Here is a 15,149-nt window from a genome sequence, read left to right as displayed (position 1 = left end):
GGCAGCGGAACCGCTCGATTGGCCTACCCTCATCAATGCTTAACGTTTTAATAAATAGCCATTTTTTTACGAACGCTACGTCCGTCGCTAATCTGGCACGGGGCGTGCTTCTCTGTGCTGCGGCGACAGGCCGCACTCACAGGCGCAGCGCAATAGCGCCGGTTATCATCTGCAGAGAGGTGCTTCACATGAAATATGTTCACCCCGGTTTGCCTGGCTCGCTGGTTTCGTTCCGTCAACGCTATGGCAACTACATTGGCGGCAACTTTGTCGAACCGGTATCCGGCAACTACTTCACCAACACCTCGCCGGTGACCGGCCAGCCGATCGCCGAATTCCCGCGTTCCGACGCCAAAGACATCGAGCTGGCGCTTGACGCGGCGCATGCGGCGGCGGACGCCTGGGGTAAAACCAGCGTGCAGGAACGCGCCAATGTGCTGTTGGCCATCGCCGATCGCATCGAGTCGCGGCTGGAGATGCTGGCGCTGACCGAAACCTGGGACAACGGCAAACCGATCCGCGAAACCCTGAATGCCGATCTGCCGCTGGCGGTCGACCATTTCCGCTACTTCGCCGGCTGCCTGCGCGCGCAGGAAGGCACCGCGGCGGAGATCGACCAAAATACCGTGGCCTACCATATCTATGAACCGCTGGGCGTGGTCGGCCAGATTATCCCGTGGAACTTCCCGCTGCTGATGGCCGCCTGGAAACTGGCGCCGGCGCTGGCGGGCGGTAACTGCGTGGTGCTGAAACCGGCGGAACAGACGCCGCTCGGCATCAGCGTGCTGATGGAAGAGATCGGCGATCTGCTGCCGCCGGGGGTGCTCAACGTGGTGCAAGGTTTCGGCGCCGAGGCCGGCGAAGCGCTGGCGCGCAGCAAACGCATCGAAAAAATCGCCTTCACCGGCTCCACGCCGGTCGGCCGCCACATTCTCGCCTGTGCGGCGGAGAACATCATCCCCAGCACCGTCGAGCTGGGCGGCAAATCGCCGAACATTTATTTTGAAGACATCATGCAGGCGGAGCCGGCGTTTATCGACAAGGCGGTTGAGGGGTTGGTGCTGGGCTTTTTCAACCAGGGAGAGGTTTGCACCTGCCCTTCACGCGCGCTGATCCAGGAGTCCATCTACCCGCAGTTCATGGAGAAAGTGCTGGCGCGTATCGCCACCATCCGCCAGGGCGATCCCTTCGACACCGAGACCATGATCGGCGCCCAGGCGTCAAAACAGCAGTACGACAAGATCCTGTCCTACATCGACATCGCTAAAAACGAGGGCGGCAAAATCGTTGCGGGCGGCGAGCCCGCTCAGCGCGGCGACGAAGTGCAAAACGGTTTCTACCTGCAGCCGACGCTGATCACCGGCGACAACAGCATGCGTTTCTTCCGCGAGGAGATCTTCGGGCCGGTGATTGGCGTCACCACCTTCAAGGATGAGGCCGAAGCCCTGGCGCTGGCCAACGACACCGAGTTCGGGCTGGGCGCCGGGCTGTGGACCCGCGACATCAACCGCGCCTACCGCATGGGACGTGCGATCAAGGCCGGCCGCGTATGGACCAACTGCTACCACCTGTACCCGGCGCACGCCGCGTTCGGCGGCTACAAAAACTCCGGCATCGGGCGCGAGACCCACAAGGCGGCGCTGTCGCACTATCAGCAGGTGAAAAACCTGCTGGTCAGCTACGACGCCAAACCGCTGGGCCTGTTCTGAAGCCGGCGTAATGAGATAACAAGAAGGCCACCCGCAGGTGGCCTTCTTTTTTCGCGTGGCCTACTTCGCCATGCCGAGATCGATCACCATGCGACCGCGAATGGTGCCCGCCTTCATCTCCTCGAAGATGGCGTTGATATCGCCCAATGGCCGTTTGGTCACTTTCGGCGTCACTTTGCCTTCGGCGGCGAACTGGAACGCCTCTTTCAGATCTTCGCGCGTGCCCACCAGCGAACCCACCACCTGAATGCCGTCCAGCACCAGGCGCGGAATGCTCAGATCCATACTCTCCGGCGGCAGCCCCACGGCCACCACTTTACCGCCGGCGCGCACCGCATTGACCGCCGAGTTGAAGGCGGCTTTCGCCACCGCCGTCACCACCGCCGCGTGAGCGCCGCCGGTTTGCTGCTGAATGATCTCCTCCGCGTTTTGCGTTTTGGAGTTGATAGTCAGATCGGCGCCGATCTGTTTGGCGAACTCCAGCTGGCCATCATTGACGTCGATGGCGATCACTTTGGCGTTAAACACGTTCTTGGCGTACTGCAACGCCAGGTTGCCCAGCCCGCCCAGGCCATAGATGGCGATCCACTGCCCCGGCTTGATATCGGAAATCTTCACCGCCTTGTAGGTGGTGACGCCGGCGCAGGTGATGCTGCTGGCGGCGAAAGAATCGAGCCCGTCCGGCACTTTCACCGCGTAGTCCGCCACCACGATGCACTCTTCCGCCATGCCGCCGTCAACGCTGTAGCCGGCGTTTTTCACCGAGCGGCACAGGGTCTCGTTGCCGCTGACGCAGTATTCGCAGTGGCCGCAACCCTGGTAAAACCAGGCGACGCTGGCGCGGTCACCCACTTTTAACGAGGTGACGCCCTCACCGACGGCGGAGACCACGCCGATGCCCTCATGCCCCAACGTAATGCCCGGCACCTCGCCGAAATCGCCGTTTTTCACGTGCAAATCGGTGTGGCACACCCCGCAACACTCCATTTTCAACGCCGCTTCGCCGTGCTTCAGCGGGCGCAGCACTTTATCCTGAATGTCTACGGTATGGTTTTTCGTCACTACGGCAGCTTTCATGGTGTTTTCCTTAGCAGTGTGGGAAGTACAGTTGTTAATGTAGTGACTGTATTCGGCGAGGGCAAGCGCCGCGTGTTTTGTGTAAAAACAAATAATTAAATATGAATCAGTCTGATTATTTCATAAAAAACCATTAACAGACGGCGCGATCGCCTTGAGATTGGCAGCCGTGAACAATCGCGCCTCTCTGGCTTGATTTACCCCTTGAAGCGATTAACAGGGATTTTGAGGTAGTGCCGCCCATCATCTTCGCAATCAGGCAGAACGCCGCCGCGAATGTTGACCTGCAGCGCCATCAGCATCAATTCCGGATGCGGCAACGTGGCGTCTCGCTGCTTTCTTTGCGCGATAAATTGGGCTTTATCCATGTTGGCCACCCAGGGGTTGTTCTCGCGCTGCTCTCGCACGGTGCTTTCCCAGCGGGCCTCACGCCCCGCCGGGCGATAATCGTGGCCGGTAAACAGGCGGGTATCCGCTGGCAGGCTCAAGATCCGCTGCAACGAATCCCACAGGGCTTCCGCATTTCCGCCGGGGAAATCGGCCCTTGCGGTGCCGCTGTCAGGCATGAAAAACGTATCGTGAATAAACGCCGCATCGGCAATGTGATACGTGACGGAAGCCAGGGTGTGGCCAGGAGACAGCAAGACTTCAGCGCGCAGGTTGCCGATAAAAAAGACGTCCCCATCCGCAAACAGCGCATCCCACACGGTCTCGGCGGGAGGCAGTTCCTTCAAATTATAGATGTCTTGCCACAGCCCCTGCACGGCGGTGATTTTTTCGCCTATGCCGCTGAGGGCGCCGGTTTTCTGCGCCAGCCAGGTTGCGGCAGAAAAATGGTCGGCATGCGGGTGCGTATCCAGCACCCAAGCCACGCCCCATCCTTGCTGCCGGATAAAGCTCAAAATGGTGTGCGCCTGCTGATGCGATACCGTGCCCGATCGGCGGTCAAAATCCAGTACCGGGTCGATGATGGCGCAGCGACGCGCCTCGGGATCGGCGACGACATACTGCAGGCTGCCGCTTTCCGGCTCATAAAATGCGTGCACTTGCGCATGAGACTGAACGGACTGATGCCGGCGATACCAGCTGAGCGCCTTATCGGCATCCGCGCCATATTCTTCGCATTGGCTGCGGAATCGCGCTTCATCGATCCGCCCTTCGCGCAGCGCATGCAGCAGAGCAAGGCAGGCTGAGCGCGCCCCGCTCCGGCAGTGCGCCAGGGTCTTCTTGCCTCGCCGCAACAGGTAATGGAAGGTATAAACGGTCTCCCAGGTCAGCGTGTCGAACGTGTAAGGAAGATAGACGTAGTCTATGCCCATGCCTTCAGCCAGCGTTTTCTCTTGCTGATGGGATAGATGCTCCCCCGGTTCTTCATCTGGCCGGTTGTTGACGATAAGCCGGTAGCCTTGTTGATGCAGGGTAGCGAAATCACTCGCTGCGGGCGCCCCCGAAAAGGAGAGCTGATGATGGTATGTACGGATGCGCATATTTTTTCCTTCTGTCTTATAAGCTTTTAAAAAGCATATAAAGGGCCAGCACCAAGAGCATGGCGGCGTAGAGCACACGGATAATGTCCTCGCGTTTCTTCAGGCGTTCGGTGAGCGCAACCCCCACGACGCCCCCCAGAACACCGCCGACGATCAGCCAGCACGTGATGACGAGCGACACCTTGCCGGACAAGGCATAGCTTGCGCTCGTCGATAAACCCATGGCAGAAACCACCACCAGCGAGGTGGCCACCGCTTCAAGCAGCGAAAAGCGGAAAAACCAGAGCAGCGCCGGCACCACTAAAAATCCGCCGCCGATACCCAGAAAGCCGGCCACCGCGCCGAGCGCCAACACGCTGGGCCACACGATGGCGGGATGAAAGGTTGCATCCGGGGAAGCCAACCCGTTGCCGGCCCGGTGATTTTTTTTCAGCGTTAATCCGGCGACAATCAGCATCAGCAAAGCGAAAGGCAGGGTTAGATAGCGCCCGTCCGTGATTTTTCCCATCTGTGAACCTGCCAGCGTTCCTGCCACCGCGACCAGCGACACGACAATGCCGGTTCGCCACCGGACGTTTCCTTTGGCGGCGTGCGCAAAAAGGTTGAGCAGCGCACTGACGGCGACGGACATGGCGCTGGTGCCTATCACCAAATGCGTATCCGGGATTTGCACCATATACAGCAGCAGCGGCACACAAACGATGGAGCCGCCTCCGCCTGTCAGGGCCAAGAGAAATCCGACTATTCCTCCGGTTATCACCAATAACATCAGGGTATAAAAAGTAAAATGGAAAAAATCCAATGCGTTAATTCCTGAACGGTGTTTGTGGCATTTATTAACGATCAGTTCGCATTGATTGTCAAATAACTTATTACATTTAGCTATTACATATAGCTAAATCGAATATGTGATTTTCAATATAACCATAAGTTCTATGAATTCCCTTTTAATCTGGGCATTAACCCCCTACTTTCTTATGAAAGGAGGCCTGCATGAAACCGGAAAAAATAAACACCCAGAAAAAAGTTGTTGTTATTGGCGGTGGTTCATCTGGAATAAGCGTCGTGGCAAGCATAAGGAAGCGAGTTAAAGGCATTGATATAACGGTAATTGAACCTGGCGACTGTCATTATTATCAACCGGCATGGACCCTGGTGGGCGGCGGGCTTTTTGATATCAATGAAACGCGGCGTTCCATGCGCGCCGTCATCCCCCCAGGAACCGCATGGATTCAGGATAGCGTGGTCAGAGTGGAGCCCGGCCCAAAATATGTCGAGACCCGCCAAGGGCAGAAAATAAACTACGACTTCCTTATTGTTGCCTGCGGCCTCGTTTTACGTTGGGATAAAATAGAGGGTCTTGAAGAAACGTTGGGAATGAATGGCGTCACCTCTAATTATCGTTTTGATCTTGCGGAATACACCTGGAAACTGGTTCGTGAAATGCAAGGCGGCGAGGCGATATTTTCTCAACCACCAATTCCGATAAAATGCGCCGGCGCGCCGCAAAAAGCCTTATACCTTTCATGCGATCACTGGCGGCGACAAGGTGTCCTTAATAATATTAACGTCAATTTTTGCCTGGCGGGCGCGGCGGTATTCGGCGTGCCGCAATTTGTTCCTCCGCTGACCCATTACTTGAAAAAATACCGCGCACAGGTCAACTTCCGGCATAATTTAGTTCGCGTTGATGGGCAGCGTCGGCAAGCGACCTTTTCTCTGGACGGTGATGAAGAAGGCAAACGCGAAGTGACACTGCCCTTCGATATGCTGCACGTAGTGCCGCCGCAATCTGCGCCGGCGTTCATTTCGCAAAGTGGGTTGTCTGACGAGTCAGGTTGGTGCGACGTGGATAAATTCACCCTACGGCATAAGCAGTGGCAGACGATTTTTGCGGTTGGCGACTGTTGCGCCACGCCAAATGCCAAAACCCTGGCTGCGGCTCGCAAACAGGTGGTGGTGGTGGCAGAGAACATCGCGGCGCAGCTTAACGGCGCTCCTGATGCGGCACGGTATGATGGTTATGGCTCCTGCCCATTGACGGTAGAGAAAGGCAAGGTTGTTCTGGCGGAGTTTGGTTACGACAGTAAATTGCTCCCCACCTTTCCTCTGTTCGACAGCACGCATCCCAGCCGTATGGCATGGTGGCTGAAGGCCTGGTTTTTACCCAAATTTTACTGGGCGGGCATGTTGCGCGGGGTCGAATGGTTTGCCAAAAGCAAACCATAGCGACCGTCATCGTTATCCGCGCCTCGCGGCTTCCGCAGGCGCTTGACTATTTGGCGATACACAGCCACCATCGCTTGCGAGCCATCAGGCTGATTGCAAGCCGTCACCACTAACCGGTCGATCAACGATGAAAAATGCCCCCGCCGTTACGATTCACTACTGTTCACAATGCAATTGGTTGCTGCGCGCCGGCTGGATGGCGCAAGAGCTGCTCAATACCTTCGGCGACGATCTCGCCTCCGTCACCCTGATGCCGGGCACCGGCGGGGTGTATCAAATCAGCGTCGATGGCGTGATGATTTGGGATCGCAAAATTGACGGCGGCTTCCCCGATGCGGCGCAGTTAAAGCAGCGGCTGCGCGATCACAGCTTTCCCGAGCGTTCCCTCGGCCACAACGACGGCAAAAAAGCCCGGCACTGAACGGCGTCAGCCCGCCGCCGGCGGCCGCGCGCCGAGAATGCGCGGCATCACTTCTTTCATCATTTCCATGAACTTGCGCAGGCGAGCCGGGTAATAGCTGGCGTAGGGATACAGCAGGTAGATAGGCAGCGGCGCGGCGCGCCAGGCCGGCAACACGGTTTGCAGCGCCCCGTCGGCCACATCGTCCCGCACCAGCCAGGAGGAGACAATCGCGACGCCCAGCCCCTCCAGCGCCGCCTTGCGTACCGCGTACAGGCTGTCGGTGCTCAACCTCGGCGTGATATCGAACCGCCCCTGCTCGCCGCGCTCAACATGGGTCAGCACCACTTCATTGCGATAAAAACTGTTCAACGCCAGCCACGGCAACCGCGCCAAATCGTCAAGACAGCGAACCGGTTCTCGGCTCGTCAGCAGCGCCGGCGACGCTACCGTGCTGCGCGGCACCTCCGCCAGCAACACCGCCACGACCGACGGATCGGTCACCGCACCGACGTGAATGGCGCAATCCACGCCTTCGGGAATAAAGTCCGGAGAATGATCGTTCAGCGTCCACTCAACGTAAGTTTGCGGGTAGCGCCGCAGGTACTCGCCCAACGGACCGATCAGCTGATCCTGGCCGAAAGCGTGCGGCGCCCGCACGCGCAACACCCCGACCGGTTCGTCGCGCGCGCCGCCCAGCCCTTCTTCCAGGCTTTGCCATTGCTCGATCAGCCCCCGCGCCTGGCGGTAACAGCGCTCGCCGTCGTCGGTCAGTTTGAGGGCGTGAGTCGTCCGCTGGATCAGTTTGGCGCCCAGCAGCTGCTCCAACGCCTGCAGACGCCGACTGATCGTCGGTTGTGAGGTGCCCAGCTGCTGCGCCGCCGCCGACAGGCTGCCGCTTTCGACGATGCGCACCAGCGTATGCAGCAAAGTTATGCGGTCGCCGTTGGGTAAATTAATTTTATTCATACGTTAAGTGTATAACAGTTTTACCTGCGAGGGGGCTACAGCGGAATGAAGCAAGCGGTAAAAATGGCCGCACATTCACTTTGCAGGGATCTTTGCCATGAGCACCACCGCCACCAACGGCGCCCCGTCCGCCAACGTCGTGTTTCTGCTGGCCGCCGGCGCCGGCCTCAGCGTCGCTTCAATCTATTACAGCCAGCCCATGCTCGGCATGATGGGCGCCGATTTCCACGCCGGCGTCGCCGATGCCGGCATGGTGCCGACGCTGACCCAGTTGGGTTATGCGCTGGGCATTTTACTGTTGGCGCCGCTGGGCGACCGGTACGATCGCCGGCGGATCATTCTGATCAAAGGCGCGCTGCTGACGCTGACGCTGCTGCTTTGCGCGTTTGCCACCTCATTCCCGCTGTTGTTGCTCAGCAGCCTGGCGATAGGCCTGACCGCCACCGTCGCCCAGGACATTATCCCCGCCGCCGCCACGCTGGCGCCGGAGGCCAGCCGCGGCAAAACCGTCGGCACGGTGATGACCGGGCTATTGGCCGGCATTCTGCTGTCGCGCGTGTTCAGCGGCGCGCTCGCCGAGTTCGCCGGCTGGCGCAGCGTTTACGCGCTGGCGGCGCTGGGCGTTTTGCCGATCACGCTGGCTATCTGGCGCATGTTGCCGCGTCTTCGCCCCCATAACGCGCTGAGTTACCCCGCGCTGCTGCGCTCGCTGGGGCATCTGTGGGCCGCGTATCCCGAGCTGCAGCGTGCAACGCTGGCGCAAGGCTTTCTGTCATTGGGCTTCAGCGCTTTCTGGTCAACGCTGGCGTTGATGCTGGCGGAGCGCTACCAGATCGGCAGCACGGCGGCCGGCGCGTTTGGTCTGGCGGGGGCGGCGGGGGCGCTGGCGGCGCCGTTGGCGGGAAGCCTGGCCGATCGGCACGGCCCTGACGCCGTGACCCGCATCGGCGCGGCACTGGTCCTGGCCGCCTTCGCCCTGATGTTTCTGCTTCCGCTGTTGCCGCTCCCGGCGCAGCTGGCGCTCATTGCGCTGAGCACCGTCGGATTTGATCTGGGCATCCAGGCGACGCTGATCGCACACCAGACCATCGTCTACGGTCTTGATCCGGCGGCCCGCAGCCGCTTGAACGCCCTCTTGTTCACCGGCGTATTCATCGGCATGGCGACCGGCGCCGCCCTCGGCAGCCGCATTCTGGCAAGCGCGGGCTGGCCGGGCGTCGTGGCGCTGGCAACCGCGGCGGGGGCCGTGGCGCTGTGGATCCGCTGCGGGCGCAAAACGGCACGCGTAGCGGCCTGATATCGCCCTCTACTGGCGCAAGCGGTTGATTTCACCCAGGCCTCTTGCGCTATACTGAGCGCCCTTTTTGCTACGCATTCAAAACAATTTTATGATGGAACGCTTGCTAGAAAACGCGATGTACGCCTCCCGCTGGCTGCTCGCGCCGGTTTATTTCGGCCTTTCACTGGCCCTGGTCGCCCTGTCTATCAAATTTTTTCAGGAGATCCTGCACGTCCTGCCCAACATTTTCTCCGTCGCTGAAGCCGATCTGATCCTGACCCTGCTGTCGTTGGTCGACATGGCGCTGGTCGGCGGGCTGCTGGTGATGGTGATGTTCTCCGGGTACGAAAATTTCGTCTCGCAGTTGGATATCACCGAAGGAAAAGAAAAGCTGAGCTGGCTGGGCAAAATGGACGCCACCTCGCTGAAAAACAAAGTCGCCGCGTCTATCGTCGCCATCTCGTCCATCCATCTGCTGCGGGTGTTTATGGACGCCAAGAACGTGCCAGACAACAAGCTGATGTGGTATGTGATCATCCACCTCACCTTCGTGCTCTCCGCCTTCGTGATGGGTTATTTGGACAAAGTGACCCGCTCCAAGCACTAAACGCGCCGCCACGCCCGATCGTCAGGATCGGGTGTCTTCCCCTCCTTCGCTGTTTCCCAACCGTCGTCGCCGTCATGTCTTTCATCTGGCACATCTGATGATAATTTTATTATAATGTCATTACACTCATTATGGACCGAACGCCGGCCATCGCGCCGGATTCGCCGCAGACAGGATCACGCTCCCCCATGCCATTACATGGTCACCCCCTGCAATTCCACGATATTCAGGCGATTCTGCCTCATCGCTATCCCTGTCTGTTGGTCGATCGCGTGCTGCCCGCCGGCACCTGCATCGCCGAAGGGCGGCTGAGCGCCATCAAGAACATCACCGCCAATGAGCCGACGTTCTGGAGCGGCCATGCGCGCTTCGCCGGTTTTCCTGGCGTGCTGTTGGTGGAAGCGCTGGCGCAAAGCACCGGTCTGCTGGCGCATTACTATCTCGGGGCGCTGAACGAAGGGGAACATTACTACTTCGCTTCCATTCAGCGGGCGCGGTTTTATCGCGCCGCCCGTCCCGGCGACCAGGTGTTGATGGAGGTCGCCTTTGTACGCCGGCGCGGCGCGATCGCCCGCTTCACCGGCCGTGCCAGCATCGATGGCCGGCGCATTTGCACCGCCGATTTCATGTGCGCCCGTAAGTAAACAGGCAGCTTGCCAAAGGAGCCCTGCGAATACCATGTCTCTGGTTGACAGCTTACTCAGAACCCTCGATTTCTCCCCGCGTGGCCAGGTGATCGCTCGCGAAGCCGACGCCTGGGGCGAAATCATCGTTTCCGATCACAAGGACTACCGCACGCTGCGGTTTGACGGCATCTGCGAGCAAAGCAAGATGAGCCTCAGCAACCCCGCGCAGCCGATCCACAACTACATCAAAGCGATGCTGATGGCGGTGGCCTGGCAGCCGCCGACGTCGGCGTTGATCCTGGGGTTAGGCGGCGGCAGCCTGCTGCGTGCGCTGCACGCGCTCGATCCGGCTATGCGCCTGGAGGTCGTTGAGCTGCGCGCCGCGGTGATCGCGGTCGCGCGCCGCTATTTTACGCTGCCGGCCACCGACACCATCAGCCTGCGCACCGCCGACGCCATGGACTTCGTGCGCCCGCCCGCCGAAACGCGTTACGATCTGATTTTCTCCGATCTTTATTCGGCGTTCGCCATGGATCCGCAGCAAGGCACCCAGACATTCCTGGAGAACTGCGCCGCGCGGCTGAATGACGGGGGCTGGCTGGTGCTGAATTACCACGATCTGCCCGACGAAAACAGCCTGCTGTACCACAGCCTGCACCGGATATTCGCCACCGTGCTGTTTTGCATCGCCCCCAGCGGCAACGTGATCATTTATGCTACGCCGGCCCAGGTGTCGCTGCCGCTCAGCACGCTGCGCACGCTGGCCGCCGGCAGCGGCGAGCTGTTCAACTGCGAACTCGGCTACCTGTCACGCAAGATAGAGCGGCTGCATTTCCGCTAAAGACGAGCGGCGGCGCGGTCTGGCTGGCCGCTTCGCTCACATGGTATTATCATTCAGTCATCATTCTCTGGAGGATCCTGATGGAAAAGAAAACGGCGCGGCTAACGGTGCTGATTGACCCGGACAAAAAGAAAGCCCTGGAAGAGCTGTGCCTGCAGCAGGACGTCACCCCTTCCCAGGTTGTGCGCCAGCTGATACGCGATTATCTGCACAAGCATCAGGTGGATTATCCCAGCCAGCCGACCCACGCCAATCCTCGCGTCGAGAGCAATTGAGGCGGCCCGCCCCACAAACCGTGAAGCGCGCTTTGCCCCCCTGCGCGCGTCCCTAATCCGAATCCTCCACCGCGGTCTGTCCATCCTGCGCTATCGCTGCTACTGTTTTATCCGTTCATTATTCTCTCTTGGGAAAGGAAACGCGCCATGTTCAGCCATATTACCGTCGGCGTCAGCGATCTGGACGCCGCCGCCGCGTTCTACGACGCCATTTTGTTGCCATTGGGTTTACAACGGCGGGAAGTGACGCCGGACGGCGGCCCCGCCGCCCGCTGCTGGGTGATGCCGGGCCAAACGCTGCCGCGGTTTTATGCCTACCAACCCTTCGACAGACAGCCCGCCAGCGCCGGCAACGGCAGCATGTTGGCCTTTCTCGCCGCCGACGAGCTGGCGGTTAAACGCGCCTACGCCGCCGGCCTGCTGGCGGGTGGCAGCAGTGAAGGCGAACCCGGCGAGCGCGCGCACTACGGCAAAGGCTATTTCGGCGCTTACCTGCGCGATCCCGACGGCAACAAGGTCCATGTGGTTTACCGCGGAGATCTCGCCTGATGAAATGCTCGGTTTACATCGCCACCAGCGTAGACGGATTCATTGCCGGCCCCGACGGCGACATCGATTGGCTGCTGCGGCCCGAGTACGCGGTGTCGTTGCTCAATGGCCTGAGTTTTGAAGCGTTTATCGCCGACATCGACGCGCTGGTGATGGGCCGCCATACCTATGAAAAAGTCCGCGCCTTTCCCGAATGGCCCTATGGAGAACTGCCGGTGGTGGTACTGTCGACGCAATCCGCACCGCACGGCGCAGAGCCTGTCCGCTGGATGAGCGGCGAACCGGCCAGCGTCGTGGCGCGGTTGGCCGAGGCCGGCTGCCGTCACCTGTATATCGACGGCGGCCAGACCGTGCAGCGTTTCCTGCAGGCCGGGTTGATCGACGAATTGACGATTACGCGCGTGCCGCTGCTGCTGGGCGGCGGCATTCCCTTGTTCGGCGCCGATACCCCTGAGCAGCGCCTGCGTCTGCTCGCCGTCACCCAGTCGGACAACGGTTTCGTGCAAGAACGCTACGCCGTTCAGCGCGCGTCATAACGCAGCGCCAGTCGGCGGCCGCCGAAGGCGATAAGCAATGCCGCCAACGCCAGCAACGCCGCCGCGCCGTAGGTGACGCGCATGCCGTAAGCCGCGGCCGCCGCGGCGCCCGCCACCCGCTGCGAGGCCAGATAAAACAGCGCCCCCATCGCCGACGCGCCGGTGATCGCCCCCAGATTGCGCGCCAGATTGACCATGCCGGCGATCAACCCGCGTCGTTCGGGAAACAGATCCTTCATCAGCACCGTGTTGTTGGCCACCTGAAACAGCGCATAACCGGCGGTCAACAGCGCGATCGGCGCGACATAGCCGAGTACGCCCCAGCGGCCCAGCAGCGACAGCAATCCCGCCCCGGCGGCCACTGCCGCCAGCCCAAGCTGGGCGATGCGTTGCGATCCAAAGCGATCCACCAGATAACCCGCCGGAATACCGGTCAGGATCGCCACCGCCGGCCCTGCCGACATCACCAGCCCCACCTGCGCGGCGCTTAACCCCAGCGCGCGCGACAGATAAAACGGCCCGACCACCAGCGTGGCGGTCATCACCGTCATGACCAACGCGCTGGCCGCCAGCCCCGCCGTCAGGGCCGGATGGCGAAACATCGTCGGCGCCAACAGCGGCGACACGGCGCGGCGCTCCACGCGGATAAACACCCCTGCCGCCAACAGAGCGCCCAACATCAACGCCAGGTTAAGCGCGCCGAAATCACCGCGTCCCAGAGTCATCGCCAGCGAGTAGCAAAGCAATGCGCCGCCCAGCAGCAGCGTGCCAGCGCGGTCGAACGGTTCAGGGCGCGTCGCCGCCCACGCCCCATCCGGCAAGTATCGCCAGGCGAGCCACAGCGCCAGCAGCCCCAGCGGCAGGTTGATCAGGAATATCGTTCGCCAGCCGAAGCCGGCGATCAGCGTGCCGCCCAACGACGGCCCCAGCGCGGTGCCCACGGCCGACATAGTGCCGAGCAGCCCCATCGCGCGGCCGATCTTTTCCATGCCCAGCGCCTCGCCCGCCAGCGCCATGGTGATTGACATCATGACTGCGCCCCCCAGCCCCTGCGCCAGGCGCGCCGCCAGCAGCAGCCACAGCTGCGGAGCCAACGCACAAGCCAGCGAAGCGGCTGTAAACAGCGCGATGCCCGCCAGCAGCAGGCGGCGACGATTGAGGCTGTCGCCCAAGCGGCCGATGCCGATGATGCAGGTGGTGACGGCCAACAAATAACAGAGCAGCACCCACTGCACTGCTTGGAACGACGCATGGAATGCGGTGGCGAGCGCCGGCAGCCCGACGTTGGCGATGCTGATGCCGAGCGATGACAGCAGCATACACAGAGAAAGTGCGGCCAGTATGCCGCGGACGCCCTGCGGCGAAGGATGGGATAACATGATAAGCACTCCTGACATAGACTGAGGCTTAGCCTATGTCAGGGGCTGGGATGGCGGAAGACGCATGCGATGCACTGTATCAATGCATCTGACGCCTTATCTGGCGCGATGCGTTACCAGGCGGCGATCTCCGCCTCGGTGAGCGGCAGCGTTTGGGTTACGCCGGTTTCCGCCGCCAGGGTGGCCGCTTCCAGCACCGCCATCACCGCCAACGCCTGCGATGCGGTGACCGGGTTGGCGCCGGCGCCGCGCAGCGCGTCACGCACCTGGACGTAATATTGGCGCTGATCGCCATCCGGCGTCGGCAACGTACGCACCGGCTCCGTGCCGATAAACAGGCTCATCGCGTCGTCGTCTTTACCCCACTCCGCCGAACCCGGCGTTACGCCGGCCAGCAGTTGGCTCTCCTGCCCGTCGGCGCGCGCTTTGACCACGCTGCCTTTATCGCCGTGCACGGTAAAGCGCGCGACGCCGCCCGCCACCAGCATGCTGCCATGCAAAATCACGCGGTGCGTCGGGTAGTTCAGCACCACATGCGCCCAGTCATTGATCTGCGCATTGGCGCGCAGCGTGGCGATGTTGGCCTGCACGCTGTGCGGCAAACCGAACAGCTGCAGCGCCTGATCGACCATGTGCGGCCCCAGATCGAACCACAGCCCGCTGCCCGGCAGATTCTGCTCGCGCCAGCGCACCCGCACTTCGGGGCGGTAACGATCGATGTGCGACTCAAAGTGCGTCACCTTGCCGATCAGTCCCTGCTCGATCACCTGCTTCACGCCCAGGAAATCGCTGTCCCAGCGGCGATTCTGGAATACCGACAGCAGACGGCCGTGCTTCTCCGCCGCGGCAATCAGCGTGCGCGCCTGCGCCAAATCCAGCGTAAACGGCTTATCCACCACCACGTGCTTGCCCGCTTCCAGCGCAGCCAGCGCCAGCGGCGCATGGGTGGCGTTCGGCGAAGCAATCACCACCAGGTCCACTTCCGGCAAGCGGATCGCCTCCAGCGGATCGGCGATCACGCGCACGTGCGGCAGATCGGCATGGACTTTGGCGGCATCGCGCGAAGCCACCACGCTCAGCGCCAGACCCGGCACCGCGTTAATCAGCGGCGCATGAAACGCCTTGCCGACAAAGCCGTAACCAATCAGCGCCACCTGCAACGGTTGAGCGTTATCGTTCATCAGGG

At 61.0% G+C, this 15,149-nt stretch carries 16 protein-coding genes; 10 read left to right on the top strand and 6 right to left on the bottom strand.

Annotated features, from left to right (window positions below; all coding sequences use genetic code 11):
* The first annotated feature begins 188 nt into the window (after window positions 1–188).
* Window positions 189–1,709, top strand: a complete 1,521-nt coding sequence (locus CPH57_RS08345) for an aldehyde dehydrogenase family protein (RefSeq protein WP_096242233.1) — start codon at window positions 189–191, stop codon at window positions 1,707–1,709.
* A 60-nt stretch (window positions 1,710–1,769) separates the two neighbouring features.
* Here CPH57_RS08345 and adhP read toward each other — a convergent pair whose 3' ends face one another.
* From adhP to CPH57_RS08330, 3 genes are all read right to left on the bottom strand, one after another.
* The gene (adhP, locus tag CPH57_RS08340) at window positions 1,770–2,786 is read right to left on the bottom strand and encodes an alcohol dehydrogenase AdhP (protein ID WP_033643042.1); all 1,017 of its coding nucleotides are present in this window, start codon (window positions 2,784–2,786) and stop codon (window positions 1,770–1,772) included.
* 197 nt (window positions 2,787–2,983) lie between these two features.
* Window positions 2,984–4,273: a bifunctional sulfur transferase/dioxygenase Blh gene (blh, locus tag CPH57_RS08335; RefSeq protein ID WP_033643041.1), complete on the bottom strand. Its 1,290-nt coding sequence runs from the start codon at window positions 4,271–4,273 to the stop codon at window positions 2,984–2,986.
* 16 nt (window positions 4,274–4,289) lie between these two features.
* Window positions 4,290–5,075: a sulfite exporter TauE/SafE family protein gene (locus CPH57_RS08330; RefSeq protein ID WP_033643040.1), complete on the bottom strand. Its 786-nt coding sequence runs from the start codon at window positions 5,073–5,075 to the stop codon at window positions 4,290–4,292.
* Between the two features lie 191 nt (window positions 5,076–5,266).
* Here CPH57_RS08330 and CPH57_RS08325 point away from each other — a divergent pair, with 191 nt between their 5' ends.
* Complete coding sequence (locus CPH57_RS08325) at window positions 5,267–6,502, top strand: FAD/NAD(P)-binding oxidoreductase (RefSeq protein WP_096242232.1); 1,236 nt, start codon at window positions 5,267–5,269, stop codon at window positions 6,500–6,502.
* 127 nt (window positions 6,503–6,629) lie between these two features.
* On the top strand, window positions 6,630–6,923 hold the full coding sequence (locus CPH57_RS08320; protein WP_033643038.1) for a SelT/SelW/SelH family protein: 294 nt from the start codon (window positions 6,630–6,632) through the stop codon (window positions 6,921–6,923).
* Between the two features lie 6 nt (window positions 6,924–6,929).
* Here the strand turns inward: CPH57_RS08320 and CPH57_RS08315 are convergent, their stop codons facing one another.
* Window positions 6,930–7,871 carry a LysR family transcriptional regulator gene (locus CPH57_RS08315; protein ID WP_047575830.1) on the bottom strand — a complete coding sequence of 314 codons (942 nt, stop codon included), beginning with the start codon at window positions 7,869–7,871 and terminating at the stop codon, window positions 6,930–6,932.
* Between the two features lie 97 nt (window positions 7,872–7,968).
* On the opposite strand from CPH57_RS08315, the gene CPH57_RS08310 reads away from it, so the two are divergent.
* From CPH57_RS08310 to CPH57_RS08280, 7 genes are all read left to right on the top strand, one after another.
* Window positions 7,969–9,168 (top strand): MFS transporter, encoded by a 1,200-nt coding sequence (locus tag CPH57_RS08310; protein WP_089194732.1) that lies wholly within the window; start codon window positions 7,969–7,971, stop codon window positions 9,166–9,168.
* Window positions 9,169–9,262: 94 nt separating this feature from the next.
* Window positions 9,263–9,757 carry a TIGR00645 family protein gene (locus tag CPH57_RS08305; RefSeq protein WP_025302805.1) on the top strand — a complete coding sequence of 165 codons (495 nt, stop codon included), beginning with the start codon at window positions 9,263–9,265 and terminating at the stop codon, window positions 9,755–9,757.
* A 188-nt stretch (window positions 9,758–9,945) separates the two neighbouring features.
* A complete protein-coding gene (gene fabZ, locus CPH57_RS08300; protein WP_033643035.1) occupies window positions 9,946–10,401 on the top strand; it encodes a 3-hydroxyacyl-ACP dehydratase FabZ in 456 nt (151 codons plus the stop codon).
* A gap of 34 nt (window positions 10,402–10,435) precedes the next feature.
* On the top strand, window positions 10,436–11,224 hold the full coding sequence (locus CPH57_RS08295) for a spermidine synthase (protein WP_033643034.1): 789 nt from the start codon (window positions 10,436–10,438) through the stop codon (window positions 11,222–11,224).
* Window positions 11,225–11,304: 80 nt separating this feature from the next.
* Window positions 11,305–11,499 carry a ribbon-helix-helix protein, CopG family gene (locus CPH57_RS08290; RefSeq protein ID WP_004928567.1) on the top strand — a complete coding sequence of 65 codons (195 nt, stop codon included), beginning with the start codon at window positions 11,305–11,307 and terminating at the stop codon, window positions 11,497–11,499.
* A gap of 147 nt (window positions 11,500–11,646) precedes the next feature.
* Window positions 11,647–12,048, top strand: coding sequence for a VOC family protein (locus CPH57_RS08285; protein ID WP_015377846.1), 402 nt, complete (start codon window positions 11,647–11,649; stop codon window positions 12,046–12,048).
* On the top strand, window positions 12,048–12,584 hold the full coding sequence (locus CPH57_RS08280) for a dihydrofolate reductase family protein (RefSeq protein ID WP_172428005.1): 537 nt from the start codon (window positions 12,048–12,050) through the stop codon (window positions 12,582–12,584). Before CPH57_RS08285 ends, CPH57_RS08280 begins: the two co-directional genes overlap by 1 nt.
* Here the strand turns inward: CPH57_RS08280 and CPH57_RS08275 are convergent.
* Both CPH57_RS08275 and CPH57_RS08270 read right to left on the bottom strand, forming a co-directional pair.
* On the bottom strand, window positions 12,569–13,963 hold the full coding sequence (locus tag CPH57_RS08275; protein ID WP_096242231.1) for an MFS transporter: 1,395 nt from the start codon (window positions 13,961–13,963) through the stop codon (window positions 12,569–12,571). The genes CPH57_RS08280 and CPH57_RS08275 overlap by 16 nt on opposite strands.
* 113 nt (window positions 13,964–14,076) lie before the next feature.
* Entirely contained in the window at window positions 14,077–15,144 is a 1,068-nt protein-coding gene (locus tag CPH57_RS08270; protein ID WP_047026134.1) for an oxidoreductase, read from the bottom strand.
* Window positions 15,145–15,149: the final 5 nt, after the last annotated feature.

This window comes from Serratia sp. JKS000199, assembly GCF_900215455.1.
Classification (GTDB): Bacteria; Pseudomonadota; Gammaproteobacteria; order Enterobacterales; family Enterobacteriaceae; genus Serratia; species Serratia ureilytica.
The sequence above is the reverse complement of the archived record's forward strand: the minus strand, read 5'-3'. Positions and strand labels throughout refer to the sequence as shown.